The sequence below is a fragment of the Micromonospora sp. WMMD1076 genome (genome assembly GCF_029581475.1).
Lineage (GTDB): Bacteria > Actinomycetota > Actinomycetes > Mycobacteriales > Micromonosporaceae > Micromonospora > Micromonospora aurantiaca.
The window spans coordinates 4,486,601-4,505,900 of the sequence record NZ_CP120862.1; the positions used below are offsets into that span (position 1 = coordinate 4,486,601).

19 protein-coding genes and 1 riboswitch are annotated in these 19,300 nt (G+C 73.8%); of the genes, 12 read left to right on the forward strand and 7 right to left on the reverse strand.

Translation table 11 applies throughout. The features are described 5' to 3' along the window. The first annotated feature begins 28 nt into the window (after positions 1 to 28). Positions 29 to 565 (forward strand): NUDIX domain-containing protein, encoded by a 537-nt coding sequence (locus tag O7622_RS21355; RefSeq protein ID WP_282309952.1) that lies wholly within the window; start codon positions 29 to 31, stop codon positions 563 to 565. A gap of 96 nt (positions 566 to 661) precedes the next feature. On the opposite strand, the gene O7622_RS21360 is transcribed toward O7622_RS21355, so the two are convergent. After that, a complete protein-coding gene (locus O7622_RS21360; protein ID WP_282309953.1) occupies positions 662 to 1,828 on the reverse strand; it encodes an LLM class flavin-dependent oxidoreductase in 1,167 nt (388 codons plus the stop codon). Positions 1,829 to 1,971: 143 nt separating this feature from the next. Between O7622_RS21360 and O7622_RS21365 the strand changes: the two genes are divergently transcribed. The 6 genes from O7622_RS21365 to O7622_RS21390 all read left to right on the forward strand — a co-directional run bounded on the left by O7622_RS21365 (position 1,972) and on the right by O7622_RS21390 (position 7,896). Continuing rightward, the gene (locus tag O7622_RS21365) at positions 1,972 to 2,940 is read left to right on the forward strand and encodes a sulfonate ABC transporter substrate-binding protein (RefSeq protein WP_282309954.1); all 969 of its coding nucleotides are present in this window, start codon (positions 1,972 to 1,974) and stop codon (positions 2,938 to 2,940) included. After that, positions 2,937 to 3,773: an ABC transporter permease gene (locus O7622_RS21370; RefSeq protein ID WP_282309955.1), complete on the forward strand. Its 837-nt coding sequence runs from the start codon at positions 2,937 to 2,939 to the stop codon at positions 3,771 to 3,773. Before O7622_RS21365 ends, O7622_RS21370 begins: the two co-directional genes overlap by 4 nt. Beyond that, positions 3,746 to 4,471 carry an ABC transporter ATP-binding protein gene (locus O7622_RS21375; protein ID WP_282309956.1) on the forward strand — a complete coding sequence of 242 codons (726 nt, stop codon included), beginning with the start codon at positions 3,746 to 3,748 and terminating at the stop codon, positions 4,469 to 4,471. The genes O7622_RS21370 and O7622_RS21375 overlap by 28 nt, the downstream gene beginning before the upstream one ends. Before the next feature lie 16 nt (positions 4,472 to 4,487). Beyond that, positions 4,488 to 5,894 (forward strand): selenium-binding protein SBP56-related protein, encoded by a 1,407-nt coding sequence (locus tag O7622_RS21380; protein ID WP_282309957.1) that lies wholly within the window; start codon positions 4,488 to 4,490, stop codon positions 5,892 to 5,894. After that, entirely contained in the window at positions 5,891 to 6,529 is a 639-nt protein-coding gene (locus O7622_RS21385) for a hypothetical protein (protein WP_282309958.1), read from the forward strand. Before O7622_RS21380 ends, O7622_RS21385 begins: the two co-directional genes overlap by 4 nt. Before the next feature lie 83 nt (positions 6,530 to 6,612). Continuing rightward, complete coding sequence (locus O7622_RS21390; protein ID WP_282309960.1) at positions 6,613 to 7,896, forward strand: sulfite oxidase; 1,284 nt, start codon at positions 6,613 to 6,615, stop codon at positions 7,894 to 7,896. A 7-nt stretch (positions 7,897 to 7,903) separates the two neighbouring features. Here the strand turns inward: O7622_RS21390 and O7622_RS21395 are convergent, their stop codons facing one another. The 3 genes from O7622_RS21395 to O7622_RS21405 form a co-directional block, all read right to left on the reverse strand. After that, complete coding sequence (locus O7622_RS21395) at positions 7,904 to 8,446, reverse strand: RNA 2'-phosphotransferase (RefSeq protein WP_282309961.1); 543 nt, start codon at positions 8,444 to 8,446, stop codon at positions 7,904 to 7,906. 200 nt (positions 8,447 to 8,646) lie between these two features. Then, complete coding sequence (locus O7622_RS21400; RefSeq protein ID WP_282309962.1) at positions 8,647 to 9,696, reverse strand: aldo/keto reductase; 1,050 nt, start codon at positions 9,694 to 9,696, stop codon at positions 8,647 to 8,649. Between the two features lie 77 nt (positions 9,697 to 9,773). Beyond that, positions 9,774 to 11,711 carry an ABC transporter ATP-binding protein gene (locus O7622_RS21405; RefSeq protein ID WP_282309964.1) on the reverse strand — a complete coding sequence of 646 codons (1,938 nt, stop codon included), beginning with the start codon at positions 11,709 to 11,711 and terminating at the stop codon, positions 9,774 to 9,776. 247 nt (positions 11,712 to 11,958) lie between these two features. Here O7622_RS21405 and pgi point away from each other — a divergent pair, with 247 nt between their 5' ends. Continuing rightward, positions 11,959 to 13,593, forward strand: a complete 1,635-nt coding sequence (pgi, locus tag O7622_RS21410) for a glucose-6-phosphate isomerase (RefSeq protein ID WP_282309965.1) — start codon at positions 11,959 to 11,961, stop codon at positions 13,591 to 13,593. A 46-nt stretch (positions 13,594 to 13,639) separates the two neighbouring features. Here pgi and O7622_RS21415 read toward each other — a convergent pair whose 3' ends face one another. Then, positions 13,640 to 14,050, reverse strand: coding sequence for a type II toxin-antitoxin system Phd/YefM family antitoxin (locus O7622_RS21415; protein ID WP_282309966.1), 411 nt, complete (start codon positions 14,048 to 14,050; stop codon positions 13,640 to 13,642). A gap of 37 nt (positions 14,051 to 14,087) precedes the next feature. Beyond that, positions 14,088 to 14,630, reverse strand: a complete 543-nt coding sequence (locus O7622_RS21420; protein ID WP_282309967.1) for a GNAT family protein — start codon at positions 14,628 to 14,630, stop codon at positions 14,088 to 14,090. 47 nt (positions 14,631 to 14,677) lie between these two features. Here O7622_RS21420 and O7622_RS21425 point away from each other — a divergent pair, with 47 nt between their 5' ends. Beyond that, complete coding sequence (locus O7622_RS21425) at positions 14,678 to 14,866, forward strand: hypothetical protein (protein WP_282309968.1); 189 nt, start codon at positions 14,678 to 14,680, stop codon at positions 14,864 to 14,866. 99 nt (positions 14,867 to 14,965) lie between these two features. Here O7622_RS21425 and O7622_RS21430 read toward each other — a convergent pair whose 3' ends face one another. Continuing rightward, entirely contained in the window at positions 14,966 to 16,324 is a 1,359-nt protein-coding gene (locus O7622_RS21430) for a hypothetical protein (protein WP_282309969.1), read from the reverse strand. Positions 16,325 to 16,503: 179 nt separating this feature from the next. Here O7622_RS21430 and O7622_RS21435 point away from each other — a divergent pair, with 179 nt between their 5' ends. From O7622_RS21435 to O7622_RS21445, 3 genes are all read left to right on the forward strand, one after another. Next, a complete protein-coding gene (locus O7622_RS21435; protein WP_282309971.1) occupies positions 16,504 to 17,979 on the forward strand; it encodes an NAD(P)/FAD-dependent oxidoreductase in 1,476 nt (491 codons plus the stop codon). A gap of 69 nt (positions 17,980 to 18,048) precedes the next feature. Continuing rightward, a riboswitch (SAM riboswitch) is annotated at positions 18,049 to 18,159 on the forward strand. A gap of 33 nt (positions 18,160 to 18,192) precedes the next feature. Continuing rightward, on the forward strand, positions 18,193 to 18,318 hold the full coding sequence (locus O7622_RS21440; protein ID WP_013286752.1) for a hypothetical protein: 126 nt from the start codon (positions 18,193 to 18,195) through the stop codon (positions 18,316 to 18,318). A gap of 109 nt (positions 18,319 to 18,427) precedes the next feature. Then, complete coding sequence (locus O7622_RS21445) at positions 18,428 to 19,282, forward strand: ABC transporter substrate-binding protein (RefSeq protein ID WP_282309973.1); 855 nt, start codon at positions 18,428 to 18,430, stop codon at positions 19,280 to 19,282. Positions 19,283 to 19,300 lie beyond the last annotated feature (18 nt).

Sequence of the window (19,300 nt, forward strand, 5' to 3'; positions counted from 1 at the left end):
GCCGGGGGTGCGGGTAACGTGCTGCGGCGTGACCGCGTACTCGCACTGCTCGTTCTGCGGCGCGGCCTACCCGGCGGACGCCGGGTGGCCGCGCGTCTGTTCCTCCTGCGGCGAGACGGTGTGGCGCAACCCGCTGCCGGTGGCGGTCGCGGTGCTGCCGGTCCGCACGCCGCTGGGGCTCGGCGTGGTCGCGGTACGCCGCGACATCGAACCGGCCAGGGGGCAGCTCGCGCTGCCGGGCGGCTTCATCGAGTACGGCGAGGAGTGGGCCGAGGCGCTCGTGCGTGAGCTGCGTGAGGAGACCGGGCTGCGGGCCGAGCCCGGCGAGGCGCGGCTGTTCGCGGTGCACGGTGCCCCGGCGGGCGGCACCATGATGGTCTTCGGCGTGCTGCCCGAGCGGCCGGTCGGTGACCTGCCGCCGTCGGCGCCGACCGAGGAGGCCACCGAGTGGCTGGTGCTCACCGATCCGGTCGAGCTGGCCTTCTCCACGCACACCCGGGTGCTCGCCGACTTCCTCGCCGAGCAACGCCCGATCCGACCGGAACCCGGGGGCCGCCCGATCTGACCGAGGCGGCCCCGGGCAGCGCCCGGCCCTGACCGCGACGAACCCGGCAGCGCCGGACGGCCCGGCACGCCCAGCCCGGAAACGGACGCGGCGCGCTCAGACGCGGGCCGGGACCGGCTGGGGTGAGAACGGCACGGCGGCCGGCGCCTCGGTATCCGGCTCACCGGCCGGGTGCCGCCACAGCCCGCGCCGCCGCAGGATCGGCAGCACGCCCTCGCCGAACCAGTACGCCTCCTCCAGGTGCGGGTGGCCGGAGAGGATGAACTCGTCCAGGCCGAGCGCGTGGTACTCGGCGATCCGGTCGGCGACCTCGGTGTGGCTACCGACGAGCGCGGTGCCCGCGCCGCCGCGTACCAGGCCGAAACCGGCCCACAGGTTCGGCGAGACCTCCAGCCCGTCGCGGGAGCCGCCGTGCAGGTCGAGCATCCGCCGCTGCCCCTCGGACTCGCTGCGCCGCAGCCCCTCCTGCACGGCCCGCACGTCGGCCTCGGGGATGCCGTCGAGCAGCTTGCGGGCCTGGGCCCACGCCTCCTCGGCGGTGTCCCGGCTGATCACGTGCAGCCGGATGCCGTACCGCGGCTCGCGACCGGCCTCGGCGGCGAGCCCGCGGATCCAGTCCAGCTTGCCGGCCACCTGCGCGGGCGGCTCGCCCCAGGTCAGGTACACGTCGCTGTGCCGTACCGCCACCGGCCCGGCCGCGCCGGACGACCCGCCGAAGTAGACCGGCGGCACCGGGTCGGGCACCCGGCCGAGCCGAGCGCCCTCGACCCGCACGTGGACGCCGTCGTGGTCGACCGTCTCGCCGCGCCACAGCGCCCGCACCACGTGCAGGAACTCGTCGGTACGCGCGTAGCGGGCGTCCTTGTCCAGGAAGTCGCCGTACGCGCGCTGCTCGGCGGACTCGCCGCCGGTGACCACGTTGAGCAGCAGCCGCCCGCCGGACAGGCGCTGGAACGTGGACGCCATCTGCGCGGCGAGTGTGGGTGCGAGCAGGCCGGGCCGGAACGCGACGAGGAACTTCAGCCGCTCGGTGACCTCGCTGAGCATGGCGGTGGTCAGCCAGGCGTCCTCGCACCAGGCGCCGGTGGGGGTGAGCGCCCCGGCGAAGCCGAGCTGCTCGGCGGTGCGGGCGATCTGCCCCAGGTACCCGACGCTCGCGGGCCGCGCGCCACCGGCGGTGCCGACCGGTACGCCGTGTCCGCCACCCACGATGTCCCGGCTGTCGCCGTAGGTCGGCAGGAACCAGTGGAAGGTGAGCGACATGGTGTGCCTCCGGTGCGGGATCGGACGGGTCGCCTCCTGAGTGGTGGGACGACCACGCCGACACACTACCCATAAAACCTATCGGGTTGGTAGGTTGCTGTCGCCCGCCGACGGCCGGGCCCATCCCTCCCCGAGGAGTCGCCATGCGTACCCCCAGATCGCGCCGCCGGCCGGTGGCCGCGCTGCTCACCACCCTCGCGCTGCTCGCCGCGACGGCGCTGGCGGCCTGCGGCGGCGAGGCGGCCGACGCCAGCGGCGGCGACGGCCCGCTGCGGATCGGCTACCAGCGCTTCGGCGGGCTCAGCCTGGTCAAGGCGCGCGGCGACGCGAAGAACGTCACCTGGTCGCTGTTCGAGAGCGGCCCGGCCCTGACCGAGGCGCTCAAGGCCGGTTCGATCGACATCGGCCAGGTCGGCGAGGCGCCGCCGGTGTTCGCCGCCGCCGGGAAGATCCCGTTCTCCGTGGTCGGCACCTCCCAGCCGATTCCGCAGGGCGAGGCGGTGCTGGTCAAGGCGGACAGCCCGTACCGCGGCTTCGCCGACCTGCGCGGCAGGACGGTCGCCCTGAACAAGGGCTCCAACGTGCACTGGCTGCTGGTCAAGCTGCTGGAGGCGAACCGGATGACGCTCGCCGACATCAACGTGAAGTACCTCAAGCCCGCCGAGGGGCGGCCCGCGTTCGACAACGGGCAGGTCGACGCGTGGATCATCTGGGATCCCTACTTCGCGCTGGCCGAGCAGCCCGGCGTACGGGTGCTCGCCGACGCGACCGGCCTGGCCGGCAACCGCGAGTACGTGCTGGCCGCGCCGGACGCGGTGAAGAACCGCACCGACGACGTACGGGCGTTCCTGGACACGTACCGGAAGACCACCGACTGGGGCATCGCCCACCCGGCCGAGCGGGCCGCCGTCCTCGCCCCGGAGCTGAAGATCCCGCTCGACGTGACCACCCGGGCGCTGGCCCGCAGCGCCAAGCCGCTCGCCCCGGTCACGCCGGAGATCGGCGCCGAGTTGCAGGCCATCGCGGACAGCTTCGTGGAGCTGAAGCTGGTGCCGGGACCGGTCGACATCGCCGGCCGGGTGGACGGCCGGTTCAACGAGGCGTTCCGGTGAGCGGCCCGGCGCTGGCCGAGGCGACCGCTCCGGTCGTACCCGATCGGGCGACGCCACGGCGGTCGCGGGCCCGCGCCTCGCGGCGGTGGCGGCGCGCGGCGAGCCCGGTCGTGCTGGTGCTCGCCTGGGAGGCCGCCGCGCGGACCGGACTGCTCGCCCCGGAGAAGCTGCCCGCGCCGAGCGCGGTGCTGGCGACCGGGTGGCGGCTGGCCAGCGACGGGACGCTCGGCGTGCACCTGCTCGACTCGCTCACCCGCGCCGCGCTCGGCCTGCTCATCGGCGGCGGCCTGGCGCTCGTGCTCGGCGCGGCGGCGGGGCTGCTGCGCCTCGGCGACGACCTGGTCGACCCGCCGGTGCAGATGGCCCGGATGCTGCCGCACCTGGGCCTGGTCCCGCTGCTGATCATCTGGGTGGGCATCGGCGAGTCGCTGAAGGTCACGCTCGTCGCGCTCGGCGCGTTCTTCCCGATCTACTTCAACACGTACGCCGGCATCCGCGACATCGACGAGCGGCTGGTGGAGGCGGCGCGCACCTGCGGACTCGGCGCGGCGGCCCGGCTGCGGCACGTGGTGCTGCCCGGCGCGCTGCCGGCGCTGTTCCTCGGGCTCCGGCTGGCCATCGGCGCGGCCTGGCTCAGCCTGGTCGTCGGCGAGCAGGTGAACGCGCAGACCGGCGTCGGGTTCCTGATGATGGAGGCGCGCGAGTTCAGCCAGACCGACGTGGTGGTGCTCGGCCTGCTCATCTACGCGCTGCTGGGGCTGGCCTCCGACCTGCTCATCAGGTACGCGGAGAGGAGGACTCTGGCGTGGCGACGCGGACTGCGCGCGACCTGACCGGGCCGGTGCTCACCGCACGCGCGGTGACCCGGTCATTCGGCCCGGCGGTGGTGCTGGCCGGGGTCGGCCTGACCATCGGCGCCGGCGAGACGGTGGCGCTGCTCGGCGGCAGCGGATCCGGCAAGAGCACGCTGCTGCGCGTGCTCGCCGGGCTCGACGGCGACGCGGGCGGCGAGCACGCGGTGCACGGCACCGCGGCCGTCGTCTTCCAGGAGCACCGGCTGCTGCCGTGGAAGCGGGTAGCAGACAACGTGGCGCTCGGGCTGACCGGACCGGACGTGGGCGACCGGGTCGGCCGCGCGCTGGCCGAGGTGGGTCTCGCCGACCGGGGCCGGGCCTGGCCGGCCGAACTGTCCGGCGGGCAGGCGCAGCGAGTCGCGGTGGCCCGCGCGCTGGTCCGCGAACCGGACCTGCTGCTGCTGGACGAGCCGTTCGGCGCGCTGGACGCGCTGACCCGGCTGCGCATGCAGGGGCTGCTGCGGCGGCTGCGCGCCCAGCACGGATTCGCCGCGCTGCTCGTCACCCACGACGTGGAGGAGGCGCTGCTGCTGGCGGACCGCGTCCTGCTCCTCGACGACGGCGTGATCGCCGAGGAGGTGCCGGTACGCCTCGGCCCGTCCCCGAGCCCCGACGACCCGGCCCTCGGCGCGCTGCGCCGCCACCTGCTCGACCGCCTCGGCGTACCCGCCGGCTGACCGCGAGGGAGAACCCGTGACCCGCTGGACACCCGACCCGACCTTCTACCCCTCCCCCGCGCTCGCCGCCGCCGCGCCGGCCGAGAAACTCGCGTACGTCGCCGCGTTCGACCGCGCCGGGCAGCGCCCGGACGCCATCGCGGTGCTCGACACCGACCCGGACTCCGGCTCGTACGGCCGGGTGGTGGGCTGGACCGAGCTGCCGAACACCGGCGACGAGCTGCACCACTTCGGCTGGAACGCGTGCAGCAGCGCGCTCTGCCCGACCGCGCCGCACCCGCACGTGGAGCGCCGCTACCTGATCGTCCCGGGCCTGCGCTCGTCCCGGATCCACGTGCTGGACACCAAGCCCGACCCGCGCCGCCCCGAGCTGGTCAAGGTGATCGGACCGGAGGAACTCGGCAAGCGTGCCGGGTACTCCCGCCCGCACACGGTGCACTGCGGGCCGGACGGCATCTACGTCTCAGCGCTCGGCGGCGCCGACGGACAGGAGGGGCCGGGCGGCATCGCCGTGCTCGACCACACCACGTTCGAGGTGCGCGGCGCGTGGGAGGCCGACCGGGGACCGCAGTTCCTGGCGTACGACTTCTGGTGGCACTACACGCAGGACGTGCTGGTCACCAGCGAGTGGGGCACGCCGTCGATGATCGAGGACGGCATCGTCGGTGAGCTGCTGCTGGGCCACAGGTACGGGCACGCGATCCACTTCTGGGACCTGGCGAGGCGCCGGCACGTGCAGCGCGTCGACCTCGGCGACCAGTACCAGATGCCGCTGGAGCTGCGCCCCGCGCACGACCCGACGAAGTCGTACGGCTTCGTCGGCGTGGTGATCAGCGTCGAGGACCTGTCCGCCTCGATCTGGCTGTGGCACCGCGACGGCGACGCCTGGGCGGTGACCAAGGTGATCGACATCCCGGCCGAGCCGGCGGACCCGGCCGACCTGCCGGACCTGCTCAAGCCGTTCGGGGCGGTGCCGCCGCTGGTCACCGACATCGACCTGTCGGTTGACGACAGGTTCCTCCACGTGTCCTGCTGGGGCACCGGCGAACTGATCCGCTACGACGTCAGCGACCCGTTCCACCCGGTACGCGTCGGCTCGGTGCGCCTGGGCGGCATCGTCAACCGCACCCCGCACCCGGCGTTCCCGGGCGAACCGCTGGCCGGCGGGCCGCAGATGGTCGAGATCAGCCGCGACGGCCGCCGCGTCTACGTCAGCAACTCGCTCTACGGCGCCTGGGACGACCAGTTCTATCCCGACGGGGTGGGCGCCTGGGTGGCGAAGCTCGACGTCGACCCCGAGCACGGCGGCCTCGTGCCGGACCCGCGGTTCTTCCCGCGCGGCGAGGAGTTCCGCGGCCTGCGCGTGCACCAGACCCGGTTGCAGGGCGGCGACGCCTCGTCCGACTCGTACTGCTTCCCGTGACCGGCGCGACCTGGGCGGCGCTGGCCGGCCTCGGCGCGTTCCACGGCCTGAACCCGGCGATGGGGTGGCTGTTCGCGGTGGCCCGGGGCCTGCAGGAGCGCCGCCGGGCCGCGCTGCTGGCGGCGCTGCCGCCGATCGCGGCCGGTCACCTGGCGTCGGTGGCGGTGGTCGCCGCGCTGGTGAGCGCGACCCGGTCGGTGACGGCGAGCAAGCTGGTCGCGGTGACCGGCGGGGTGCTGCTGGTCGGGTTCGGGCTGTGGCGGCTGCTGTCCGAGCGGCACTTCCGGTGGGCCGGGATGCGGCTGTCGGCGGCGCAGCTCACCGCCTGGTCGTTCCTGATGTCGGCGGCGCACGGCGCGGGCCTGATGCTGCTGCCGGTGCTGCTCGCCGAACCGGCGGCCGGCGCCGGCCCGCACGCCGGGCACCTCGCCGCCGCGCCGGCCGGCGCGCTGACCGGCCTGCTCGCCGCCGCCGTGCACACAGTCGCCATGCTCGCCGCCGCGCTGGTCGTGGCCCTGCTGGTGTACGAGGTGCTCGGCGTCGGTGTGCTGCGCCGGGCCTGGTTCAACGTCGACCGGCTGTGGGCCGGTGTGCTCGTGGCGGCCGGGGTGGTGACGATGATCGGCGCGGCGTGAGGTCGCCGCCACCTGCGACGGATCGATGAGAAGTCCTACTGATTGAATAGGAAAGGCAACGTCGCCTACCCCGGAGGTCAGTCGTGAGTCAGTCCCCGTCCCCCGCCGAAGCCGTCCACGACGCCGACCGGAGCCGGCAGTGGCTCGCCGGGCAGGCACACGGGCCGGGCGTCGACCGTGACCGGCTGCTGGAGGTGGGCGCGGCGATGGCCGCGGTGACCGCCGCCGCCGCGGAGCGCGAGCCGGTCGCTGTGGCGTCCGCGCCGGTCGGCGTCGACCCCGGCGCGCCGATCGTCAAGCGGCTGCCGCCGGACCTGCTGCGCCCGCTGGACACGAACGCCGAGATGCGCTGGCCGTCGATGGCCGGCCAGGGGTACGTGGTCCCGATCGACCGCTTCTTCGTCCGCAACCACACGGTCACGCCGCACCTGGACGCGGCCACCTGGCGGCTGCGCCTGTCCGGCGACGGCCTGCGCGGCGCGCCCACCCGGGACAACCCGGTCGAGTTCGACCTCGACGAACTGCGCCGGCTGCCCGCCGAGGAGCACGCGGCGCTGCTGGAGTGCGCCGGCAACGGGCGGCGCTACTTCGCCGAGCAGCAGGGCGAGCCCACCCCGGGCGTGGCGTGGGGGCTGGGCAGCGTCGGTGTGGCCCGGTGGCGGGGCGTGCGGCTCGGCACGGTGCTGCGCCTGGCCGGGCTGCGTGACGAGGCGGTCGACGTGATGCCCGAGGGCCTCGACCCGGACTACGTCAGCGGCGGGGTCAACCTCGGCCGGGTACGCCGCCCGATGCCCGTCGCGAAGGCGGTCGACGACGTGCTGCTGGCGTACGAGATGAACGGTGAGCCGCTGCCCCCCGACCACGGCTTCCCGGTGCGGGTCGTGGTGCCCGGCTGGGTCGGCATCTCCTCGATCAAGTGGGTGGGCGCGATCGAGGTCTCCACCACTCCCCTGTTCTCGCCGTGGAACACGCAGTTCTACCGGATGTTCGGCCCCGGCCACCCGGCCGACGGCACGGTGCTCACCTCCCAGCCGGTACGCAGCGCGTTCGAGCTGGCCTGGGACGCCCGGGTGCCGGCCGGCGAGGAGATGCTGCTGACCGGCCGCTCCTGGTCCGGCAACGGCCCGGTCGAGCACGTCGAGGTGGACACCGGCGACGGGTGGCGCCCGGCCGACCTGGTCGCCGCCGACCGGGGCGGCGCCTGGCAGCGCTGGACCGTCCGGTGGCGCCCGCCGACAGCCGGACGGCACGTCCTGCGTGCCCGCGCCACCGACCGGACCGGCGCACGGCAGCCCGACCGGGCCGCGCCGAACGACCTCGCGTACCTGTTCGACGCCGTGGTGGCGCACCCGGTGACCGCCTGCTGACCGCCGTTCAGGTGGTGCCGAGGTAGGGCGGCGGCACGGTGTCGGTGAGCCACACCCCGTTGGCCGAGCGGTAGAACAGGTACCCGGCCTCCGCCATCGCCGCCGCGTCCACGGTCAGCACCACCACCGCGCCGCCCCGGCGCGCACCGACGCGCCGGGCCGTCGCCAGATCAGGCGACAGGTGTACGTGGTGCCGGCCGCCCCGGCGCAGCCCCTGCGCCCGGATCGCGTCCAGCACCACCTCGCCGGTGCCGTGGAACAGCCGGGACGGCGGCGCGGCCGGGATCAGGCCGAGGTCGACCGGAACCGAGTGCCCCTGGTTGGCGCGGATCCGGTCCGTCCCGTCCGGACCGGCCTCCACCGCGAAGCGCTGCTTGTCGTTGCCCGCGACCACGGCGTCCAGTTGGGCGCGGCTGATCCCCAGCCCGGCGAGCACGTCGGCGACCGGCACCCACCCGGCCCGGTCGAGCAGAAGCCCGAACGCGTCGGGCCGGTGCCGCAACGCCAGCGACAGCCGCTTGCTCACCCGAACAAGATCGCGATGTTCCACCCGCCCAGTCTGATTCCGCAGCCGTCCCCTGTCGACACAGTTCCCCTGCCCGCCCTCGCCCTCCCGGCCCCGCCTCGCCCCGCCCCGCCTCGTCGATCTTGCGGTTTCGGCCCCTCGAACGTCCGGTTCGCACTCTTTTCCGGGGCAGGAACCTCATGATCGACGAGCTGGGGAGCCGAGGGAGGGCGGGTGGGCGTGGGTCAGGCGGCGGCCCGCTCCGGGAGGGGGCGGCGGCGGCGGGACGGGTCGGTCAGGGTGGGCGGGGACCAGACGCCGTCGGGCCGGTAGAGGTTCGTGCCGGGCGGGACGATCTCGTCGATCCGGTCCAGCACCGCGTCGCCGAGCGTCAGCTCCGCCCCGGCGAGCAGCGCGTCCAACTGGTCCATCGTGCGCGGTCCGATGATGGTCGAGGTGACCGCCGGGTGCGCGGCGGTGAACGCCACGGCGAGCTGCGGCAGCGTGCAGCCCACCTCGTCGGCGAGCGCGACCAGGTCCTCCACGGCGGCGTACTTGGCGGTGTTGCCTGGCAGCGCCGGGTCGAACCGGGCCGGGGTGAGCGCCGGGCGGCCCGCGCCGAGGTCGACGGGCCGGCCCTGCCGGTACCGGCCCGACAGGAACCCGGAGGCCAGCGGGCTCCACACCAGCACACCCATCCGGTAGCGGCGGCAGACCGGCAGCACCGACGTCTCGATGCCGCGCGCCAGGATCGAGTACGGTGGCTGCTCGGTGCGGAACCGGGCGAGCGCCCGCTGCTCGGCGACGTGGTGCGCCTCCACGATCTCCTCGGCCGGGAAGGTCGAGCAGCCGAACGCGCGGATCTTCCCGGCCCGGACCAGGTCGGTCAGGGCCCCGAGCGTCTCCTCGATGTCGGTGGTGTGGTCGGGGCGGTGTACCTGGTAGAGGTCGATCCAGTCGGTGCCGAGCCGGCGCAGGCTGTCCTCGACGGCCCGGACGATCCAGCGTCGCGAGTTGCCGCCCCGGTTGGGCCCCTCGCCCATCGGGAAGTGGACCTTCGTGGCGAGCACCACGTCGTCGCGCCGGCCGCGCAGGGCCTTGCCGACGATCTCCTCCGACTCGCCGGCCGAGTACATGTCGGCGGTGTCCACGAAGTTGATCCCGCGGTCGAGTGCCGCGTGGACGATCCGGGTGCAGTCGTCGTGGTCGGGGTTGCCGACCGCGCCGAACATCATGGTGCCGAGGCAGTGGACGCTGACCTCGATGCCGGTGCCGCCGAGGACGCGATAGCGCATGTGAACTCCCTGGGTTGCACCGCGCCGGCCGGGTGGCGCGCGGTCCGGTCACGGTAGGAGTTCGAGTGCGCTGGAGGTCAACTCTCGGCGGGTTCCGCGCTGCCGGCGAGGTAGCCAGCCGCCTGCAACTCGAACAACTCGCGGTAGAGCCCGCCCTGGGCCATCAGTGTGTCGTGGTCGCCTGACTGCACGAGCCGGCCGTGGTCCATCACGAAGATCCGGTCGGCGTGCCGGACGTTCGCCAGCCGGTGGGTGATCAGCACGACGGCCCGGTCCGGGTGCCGCCGCAGGTGCTGGAAGAGGGCGTGCTCGGCACGCGCGTCCAGCGCCGCGGAGGGCTCGTCGCAGATCAGCAGCCGGGCGTCGCGGTAGAGGCCGCGTGCCGCCACCAGCCGCTGCCACTGCCCGCCGGACAGGTCCTGGCCGTCCTTGAACCGCCGGTCCAGCAGCGTGTCGTACCCGAACGGCAGCTCGCTGATCATGTCGTGGGCGGCGGCGTCGCGGGCGGCGGTCTCCACGCTGGGTCCGGGTCCGCCGGCGCGGTCGTGGCGGCCGACGCGGATGTTCTGCCGGGCGGTGAACGGGAACTTCCACCAGTACTGGCTCATCACCGCGACCTGGGCGGCGGTCTGCCGTGGGTCCAGTTCGGCGGCGTCCACGCCGTCCCAGCGGATCGTGCCGCCGGTGGGCCGGTAGAGGCCGCCGATCAGCTTCGCGAGGGTGGTCTTGCCGGAGCCGTTCTCCCCCACCAGCGCGATCACCTCACCGCGCCGGAACGTGAGGCTGACCTCGTCGACCGCCGCGCTGTCGGTGTCCGGGTAGCGCAGGCTGACCCGTTCGACGTCGATGCGCGTGAACCCGTCGACAGGCAGGTGGCCGCCGGCCGGGATCCGCCGGGTCGCCCGGTCGAGGAAGTCGCGGTAGTCCTGGTAGTAGAGGGCGTCCTCGTAGAGCGAGTTGGTGGCGAAGACGGCCGTGCGCAGGCTCGTACGCGCGGACTGGAGCGCGAGCAGCGCGGTGGCGGCGGCCGCGAGCGCCACCACGCCCTCGACGAGCAGCGCGCCCAGCACCACGTAGAGCCCGAACGTGGCGATGCCCGTGATGGACAGGCCGATGGCCCGGGTGACCGTCTGCGCGCGGGCGAGGCGCAGTTCGGCGCGGGTCTCCAGGCGCGTCATGAGGTGGTACTCGGAGAGCAGGAAGTCGCGCATCTGGTACGCGCGGACCTCGGCCGCGGTGTGCCGGTTGGCCATCAGGTCGCCCAGCATCCACTTGCGTCGCCGCCGGGTGATCCGGGCGAGCCAGTCGACGTGCTGGCGGCGGGCCATCCGCACCGCCGTCACCGCCTCCGGCGCGGCGGCGACCACCAGGCAGGGCAGCAGCAGCGGGTGGATGATCGTCACCGCGGTAGCCGTGGCGATCACGCCGACCACACCGGTGACCAGGTTGACCGTGTCGTTGACGAGGGAGCCCGCCTCGACCAGCCCTCGGTCGCGGGCGCGGTCCATCTCCTCGGCGAAGCCGGCGTCGTCGAAGGCGGCCAGTTCCACCGCGGACGTCGTCTCGAACAGCCGCCGCTCCACTGTGAAGTTGATCTGCGGTACGAGCCGGGCCTGCGCCCATCCGGCGGCGATGGTCAGCGCGCCGCGCCCGGTGACGGCGGCCGCCGCCAGCGCCAGGGCGGGCAGCGCCGCCCGGATCCGGTCCGGTGTGGGGCCGGCCGCGAACAGCTGGTGGAGCACTCCGGTGGTGGCGAGCAGGCCCAGCGTGGTGAGCACACCGGCGGCGACGTTGAGGCCCAGCGAGGCGGCGGTGTCCCCGCGGCTGGTCGCCCAGGCGAGACTGATCGCCTCGCGGATCAGCGCGGGTAACCGGCGCGCCACCGACCAGAAGCCGGTGTGGGCCAGTTCGGTGGCCCGGTGCATCCAGTGCGGATCGACCAGCTCGGGCAGGGTCGTCTCTCCGGCCGGCTCCTCCGGGTCGGACGGCGGACGAGGATGGATCACCCCGGCCATGGCACCCCCTCGACGCGTTCGGACAGCAACGCTGGATACTACGTTCCGCTATCGAAAGATGTCATTCAGTGATCGGCGTGTCGTACAGATGTCCCAACGGCGTGTCCCGGAACCGCGCCCGGAAAGACCCGCCCGCACGGTGGTCGCCGCCGGGTCGCGTCGCGCGCGACCGGTCCGGGTGGCAGGCTTGTGGGGTTCGCCGGCGCGGGCCGGCCGACCGCCCGTCGTGAAGGAGAAGATCGACCCGATGGCTGTGGACGTCACCACCACCGACGAATGGCAGGCGCTGCGCAAGCACGCCGAGGCGATGCGCGCCACGCACCTGCGCGACCTGTTCGCCGCCGACGGGCAGCGGGGTGAGCGGCTCACCGGTGAGGTCGCCGACCTGCACGTGGACTACAGCAAGAACCTCGTCACCGACGAGACGATCGCGCTGCTCGGCGCACTCGCCGAGCGGGTCGGCCTGACCGACCGGATCGCGGCCATGTTCGCCGGACGGCACATCAACGTCACCGAGGACCGGGCCGTGCTGCACACCGCGCTGCGCCTGCCCCCGGACGCGTCACTCACCGTGGACGGTCAGGACGTGGTCGCCGACGTGCACGCCGTGCTGGAGCGCATGTCGGCGTTCGCGCAGCGGGTGCGCTCCGGCTCGTGGCGGGGCCACACCGGCGAGCGGATCACCACGGTGGTGAACATCGGCATCGGCGGCTCCGACCTCGGGCCGGTGATGGCGTACGAGGCGCTCAAGGCGTACCGGGACGCGGGTATCAGCTGCCGGTTCGTGTCGAACATCGACCCGACCGACATCCACGACAAGACCGCCGACCTGGATCCGGCGAGCACGCTGTTCGTCGTGGTGTCGAAGACGTTCTCCACCCAGGAGACCCTCGCCAACGCCGACCAGGCGCGGCGCTGGCTGCTCGCCGGGCTGGACGCCGACGACGACGCGATCGCCCGGCACTTCGTCGCGGTCAGCACCAACGAGCGGCGGGTCCGGGACTTCGGCATCGACCCGGAGAACATGTTCGGCTTCTGGGACTGGGTGGGCGGCCGCTACTCGCTGCCGTCCGCGGTCGGCCTGTCGGTCATGCTGGCGATCGGACCGGACCGGTTCCGCGAGATGCTGGCCGGCTACCACGCGGTCGACGAGCACTTCCGGTCCGCGCCGGTGGAGCGCAACGTCCCGGCACTGCTCGGCCTCCTCAACGTCTGGTACACCGACTTCCTCGGCGCGGAGACCCATGCGGTGCTGCCGTACTCGCAGTACCTGCACCGGTTCCCCGCCTACCTCCAGCAGCTCACCATGGAGAGCAACGGCAAGTCGGTACGCGTCGACGGCTCGCCGGTGACGTACCCGACCGGGGAGATCTTCTGGGGCGAGCCGGGCACCAACGGGCAGCACGCCTTCTACCAGCTCATCCACCAGGGCACCCGGCTGATCCCGGCGGACTTCATCGCGTTCAGCCGGCCCAACCACGACCTGGGCGACATGCACGACCTGTTCATGTCGAACTTCTTCGCCCAGACCGCCGCGCTGGCGTTCGGGCGGACCCGGGAGCAGGTGGAGGCCGAGGGCACCGCGCCCGAGGTGGTGTCGCACCGGGTGATGGCGGGCAACCACCCGACCACCTCGATCCTGGCGCCGAAGCTCACCCCGACGACGCTGGGCCAGCTGATCGCGCTCTACGAGCACATCACGTTCACCGAGGCCGCGGTCTGGGACATCAACGCCTTCGACCAGTGGGGTGTGGAGCTGGGCAAGGTGATGGCCAACCAGCTCGCGCCGAAGCTCACCGGACCGGACCCGGATCTGGCCGACGTGGACACCTCGACCGCCGAGCTGATCCGCCGCTACCGGGCCGAGCGCGGACGGAGCTGACCGTACGCCCGTGGTGTCCCGCGTAGACCGGGCGGGACACCACGGGTCAGCGGCGCAGCAGATCGGCGTGCGCGGCGCGCAGCCGGGTCAGCGCCGCGTCGCCGGCCGGGGTGCGGCGGTCGAGTTCGGCCCACGCCTCGGCGAGCGCGTCGGCCAGCGCCCGCAGCTCGGCGGCGTGCCGCCGGCTGGACTGCCGGTGCAACTCCTCCAGGCGGCGGGCCCAGCCGGCGCTGATCGCGGCGACACGTTCGGCGTCGGCGCGCGCCTGGGCGCCGGTGCGCGCGGCGGGCGCGGGCACGATCGCGGCGACCGGGCGGGGGTCGCCGTCGCGGGTGACGAGCGTGACGGTGTCGGTCAGCTCGGCCAGGGAGACGAGCTGGGTGAGCCGGGTGCGGACCTCGCGCAGCGGCAGGGCGCGCGGCTGGGGGGACCGGTCGGCCAGTGCGGGGACAGCCATGGACACATGTTCACGTCCGGGTACGACAATTTCCCGGTCAGGCGGTCCACTCCGGTGCCAGCACGGACCAGACCTCCAGGTCGGCGCGGCCGTCAGGAGTCGGGGCGGCACCGCGCATGACGCCGTCGCGGCTCATCCCGAGCCGCCGCGCGACGGCGACGCTGCGGTCGTTGCCGGCCTTCGTGACCCACTCGACGCGATGGATGCCGCGCTCCCGCACCGCCCAGCCGATGACGAAGCGGGCGGCACGGGTGACCAGGCCCTGCCCTTCGGCGCCCGGTTCCAGCCAGCAGCCGGCCTCGCACACCCCGCGATCGGTGCTCAGCGACACGAACAGCACGCCGCCGACGAGCGTGCCGCGCTGCCAGATGCCCCAGATGCCGCCGTCGTCGCGAGCCCACCGGTCGGCGTACGCCTGGAGGACCCTGCGTGCCGACTCGGCGTCGGTGGCGACGAAGGACGCGCCGACCCAGGGCGAGATGTGGTCGCGGCAGCGGTCGAGGTTGGCCAGGAACTCGTCGGCGTGCCAGGGCGACAGTGGACGCAGCTCGGCGTCGTCGGTGAGGGCGTGGGCGAACATCCGAGGAAGCTAGCAGGACCGTAGCGTGGCGGCTGCTCGCCTCGGCGTTGCCGCCACTGCCCGGCGCACCGACGCCGTCCCGGGGCACACCGGACCTGCTGGCGCTGGCGGCGGAGGCGGCGACCGCGACGGGCGTGCGGATCGAGGTACCAGGACTGGCCGACGTGGTGGCCCGGGGCGGCGGCGGCCGGCTGGTCGCCGAGGCCCGCCGGCTCACCGCCGCCCTGGCCACCTGAGCCGGCACGTCGTCGCGCGGGCTGGCGCGCGCGGGCGGACCGGTGCCCGGCCCCTGCTGCCGCCGGCCCAGGCAGCGCCCACTGCCACAACCACGGCGGTCAGATGATCAGGTGGGTCCAGTAGGTGAGCCAGACCGCGAACAACGCGCCCTGCAGCAGTGCCAGCGCGGCGGTGAGCCAGCCGTCGAGGCCGGGCCGCCGTGCCCAGCGGGCCAGCACGAACGCGACCGGGAAGGCGGCGAGCAGGTAGCGCAGCAGGCTCTTGTACACCGGCGGCCCCATCGACAGCGGCACCAGCACCATGACGAGCGTGTAGACCAGGTACGGCCAGTCGGCGCGGCGGCGCAGCCCGACGACCGCCACCGCCAGCGTCGCCACGGCGATCCAGACCCGCAACGCGTCGGCCGAGTTGCCGCCGGTCAGCGCGGACGCGGCCGTCGCGATCGGGTTCTGCAGCCGGATCCCCCAGCCGGTCTCCTGGGCGTGCTGGTAGGCGAACCAGTCGCCGCTCTGCCAGCGGCAGAAGGCCATGAACGTCAGCCAGCCCGCCGGGACCAGCAGCAGCGGCCAGCCCTGCCGCAGCAGGCGCGGCCACGCCCCGGGCCCGGCCCGCCAGCCGTGCTCGCGCAGCAGCACCAGCGCCAGCGGCACCACCACGAGGAAGCCGACCGAGCGGCTCATCGCCAGGAAGTACCCGACGACGCCGACGAGCAGCCAGCGACTCCGCTCGGCGTGCCAGAAGGCGGCCAGCGCCAGGCAGACGAACAGCGACTCGGTGAGCGCCGCCTGGAACAGGAACGCCGTCGGCAGGAGCAGCAGGTACCGGACCGCTCGCCGGCCGCCGGCCGGTTCCGCGCCGCCGAGCAGCCGGCCCCCCAGCCGGTACGCGTAGTAGAGCTGGAACACCAGCGCCACGTTGCTCACGAGCAGCAGCGCCCACGCGGTGTGCCCGCCGAGCAGCGGCGCGAGCGGCCGGGCCAGGAACGGGTAGAGCAGCGGGAAGCCGAAGTCCGGCCAGGGCCGGTCCAGCGGCAGGCGGGCCAGGTGCTCGTAGAGGAACGAGTCCCAGGCGAACCAGAGCGAGAACCACCGGTGGGACGAGACCGCGTCCTGCTGGCCCCGCATCGCGGTCTCGCCGGGCGGCGGCGCGCCCGGTACCCCGTCCCAGGCGGTCAGCACCAGCACGCCGGCCAGGGTGAGCACGAGCTTCGAGCCGGCGAAGACGGCGAGCACGAATCCCCACGGCTCGGGCACCCGGCGGGCGGCCGGAGCTGTCCACGACCACCACCGGGTACGCCCGGCGTGCGCCCCGCCGCCGGCCGCGCGGTCGGGCCCGACGTCGGCGCGTGCCCGGACGCCCGGGTCGGCCGTGCGGTCCGGCCGGGCCCTGCCGCCGGAGTCGGCGGCGCGATCGGGTCGGGCCGTGCCGCCGAGGTCGGCCCGCCGCTCGTCCGCCATCGTGCTCCCACCGTTCCGGCCGTCGACCGGCCCGCCCGGCCGGAAACCCGGTGCGCGTTCCCCGTCCGGGCGGGCTCACACCCGCCGAGCGGTCACCGACCGGCGCGGTCCGGCAGGTGAGGACGTCGTCAGGGTGGGTAAGCGCGCTGCCGCATCGGCAGGCGGGGGGCGCGTACGGCATGGGCGACGGCGACGGGACCGTGATCATCGGGGCGGGGCCGGCCGGGCTGACCGCCGCGTACGAGCTGCTGCGGCACGGCGAGCCGGTCCGGGTCTACGAGGCCGACGACGTGGTGGGCGGGATCAGCCGGACGGTGGAGCGTGACGGCTGGCGCTTCGACATCGGCGGGCACCGCTTCTTCACCAAGGTCGCCCGGGTCGAGGACTTCTGGCACGAGATCCTCCCCGACGAGGACTTCCTGCTCCGGCCGCGGATGAGCCGGATCTACTACCGGGGCGCGCTGTTCGACTACCCGCTCAGCGCCGGCAACGCGCTGCGCAACCTCGGCCTGCTGGAGGCGGCGCGCTGTCTGGGCTCGTACGGCCTGGCCCGGCTGCGCCCGCCCAAGGACCAGTCGCACTTCGAGGGGTGGGTGTCGGCGCGGTTCGGCTGGCGGCTCTACTCGATCTTCTTCAAGACGTACACGGAGAAGGTCTGGGGGATGCCGGCGGACCGGTTGCAGGCCGACTGGGCCGCCCAGCGGATCAAGAACCTGTCGCTGGCGACGGCGATGCGCAACGCGCTGCTGCCCCGGCGCAACCGCACCGACGTGACGAGCCTGATCGAGGAGTTCCAGTATCCGAAGCACGGCCCGGGGATGATGTGGGAGCGCTGCGCCGAGGAGGTCGCCAAGCGCGGCGGCACTGTCCGTACCGGCGCGTGGGTGACCGAGGTGCACCGGGATCCGGCGGCGCGACGGGCCATCGCCGTGACGGTGGCCGACGCGGGCGGGGAACGCACCGAGCCGGCCGACCACGTGATCTCCTCGATGCCGATCTCCGCGCTGGTGCGGGCGATGCGCCCGGAGGCGCCGCCCGAGGTGCGGGCCGCCGCCGCCGACCTGCGGTACCGGGACTTCCTGACCGTGGCGCTCGTGGTGCCGGAGGAGTTCTCCTTCCCGGACAACTGGATCTACGTGCACGACCCGGCGGCCCGGGTGGGCCGGATCCAGAACTTCGGCTCGTGGTCGCCGTACCTGGTCAAGGACGGGCGGACCTGCCTGGGGCTGGAGTACTTCGTGTTCGAGGGCGACGAGATGTGGCGGACGCCGGACGCCGGGTTGATCGCGTTCGCCACCGCCGAGCTGGAGCGGCTGGGCCTGGTCAAGCCCGGGTGCGTGGAGGCCGGCTACGTGGTCCGGATGCCGAAGGCGTACCCGGTCTACGACGAGCGGTACCAGCGCAACGTCGACGTGATCCGGGACTGGCTGGCCGCGTCCGTGCCGAACGTGCACCCCGTCGGGCGAAACGGCATGCACCGGTACAACAACGCCGACCACTCCATGCTCACCGCGATGCTGACCGCGGAGAACATCGCGCACGGCGCGGAGCACGACGTCTGGACCGTCAACGTCGAGCAGGACTACCACGAGCGGCGCAGCCCGTCGCGGCACGGCACCGGCCGGGACGCGCCGGTCGTCCCGGCCCGGCGGTGAGGCCCCGCGCGTGAGGGTGGTCATAACCGCTGGACGACCGCCGCGGCGGTGCTGCTAGCCTTCTGGGCAGGTCATGAGCGCCAGCGCGAAGCCCCGGCTCGCTGGCCGGCAACCCTCCTCCGCGGTGGGGTGCCCCGGGTGAAGACCAGGCACCGGCAGCCGCCGGTGCAAGCGTGGCCTGGCACCCAGGTCAGCAGAAGACCAGGGAGACCGATGTCCGCACCACCCTCCACCCCATCCGGCGACGTCGCCGCGTACCCGGCCCGCTTCGCGCTGGTCAAGCGCCGTCACGTCGACCTGATGCGGGTGTGCAGCGACGCCTGTCGCCTCGCGCGCTGAGCGAACGCCACCCTCCTTTCCCCGATCCACCCTTCTCCGGCCCGGCCGTCTGTCCGGCGCGGGCCGGCGCCGACGCGCGCCGCGCGTCCATCCACTCTGGAGAGACATCGTGCGTTTCCGTACCGTCCTGACCCGTGCCGCCTCCGTCGGTGCGGCGGCCCTGCTCGCCGTCACCGCCCTCACCGCCTGCGGCAACGACGACACCGCCGCGGCCGACAACCCGTACGGCCTGCTCCAGCCCGGCGTGATCCGCGCCGGCACGCTCACCGACGCCCCGCCGAACGTCTTCCTCAAGGACGGCGAGTTCACCGGCTTCGACAACGAGCTGCTGCGCGCGGTGGCCGCCAGGATCGGCCTGAAGGTGGAGTTCGTCGGCACCGATTTCTCCGGCCTGCTCGCGCAGGTCAACAGCGGCAAGTTCGACGTGGGCAGCTCCTCGATCACGATCACCGAGGCACGGAAGAAGACTGTGGACTTCGGCAACGGCTACGACTTCGGCTACTTCGGCCTGGACGTGCCCGCAGGCTCCGCGATCACCGGCTTCGACCAGCTCGCCGGCAAGCGCGTGGTGGTGGTCCAGGGCACCGTGCAGGACGACTACGCCACCAGGCAGAACCTCGACCCGGTGCGGGTGCCCGACTACAACAGCGCGATCAACCAGCTCAAGGCCGGTACCGCCGACGCCTGGATCGCCCCGGCCGAGATCGGCGACAAGTCCGCCGCCGACAGCAACGGCAAGATCGAGGTCGCGGCGAAGCAGCTCAGCCCCGCCCCGACCGCGTACGCCGTGGCCAAGGGCGACGACAAGCTGCGCGAGGCGCTGAACAAGGGCCTGGACGAGGTGATCGCCGACGGCATGTGGAGCCGCCTCCAGGCCGAGTACTACCCGGGGCGGCCGGTCCCGGCCGACTTCAAGCCGGGCAGCGGGTCGGTGGCGGTGCCGTCGCCGTCGGCCGCCTCCTGAACCGGTGACCGAGCACGA

Bases quoted from the DNA above. Each gene is read 5' to 3' on its own strand.
- pgi (WP_282309965.1), top strand. From the start codon at position 11,959: ATGGCTGTGGACGTCACCACCACCGACGAATGGCAGGCGCTGCGCAAG.
- O7622_RS21405 (WP_282309964.1), bottom strand. From the start codon at position 11,711: ATGGCCGGGGTGATCCATCCTCGTCCGCCGTCCGACCCGGAGGAGCCG.
- O7622_RS21365 (WP_282309954.1), top strand. From the start codon at position 1,972: ATGCGTACCCCCAGATCGCGCCGCCGGCCGGTGGCCGCGCTGCTCACC.
- O7622_RS21420 (WP_282309967.1), bottom strand. From the start codon at position 14,630: ATGTTCGCCCACGCCCTCACCGACGACGCCGAGCTGCGTCCACTGTCG.
- O7622_RS21435 (WP_282309971.1), top strand. From the start codon at position 16,504: ATGGGCGACGGCGACGGGACCGTGATCATCGGGGCGGGGCCGGCCGGG.
- O7622_RS21360 (WP_282309953.1), bottom strand. From the start codon at position 1,828: ATGTCGCTCACCTTCCACTGGTTCCTGCCGACCTACGGCGACAGCCGG.
- O7622_RS21440 (WP_013286752.1), top strand. From the start codon at position 18,193: ATGTCCGCACCACCCTCCACCCCATCCGGCGACGTCGCCGCGTACCCG.
- O7622_RS21415 (WP_282309966.1), bottom strand. From the start codon at position 14,050: ATGGCTGTCCCCGCACTGGCCGACCGGTCCCCCCAGCCGCGCGCCCTG.
- O7622_RS21400 (WP_282309962.1), bottom strand. From the start codon at position 9,696: ATGCGCTATCGCGTCCTCGGCGGCACCGGCATCGAGGTCAGCGTCCAC.
- O7622_RS21430 (WP_282309969.1), bottom strand. From the start codon at position 16,324: ATGGCGGACGAGCGGCGGGCCGACCTCGGCGGCACGGCCCGACCCGAT.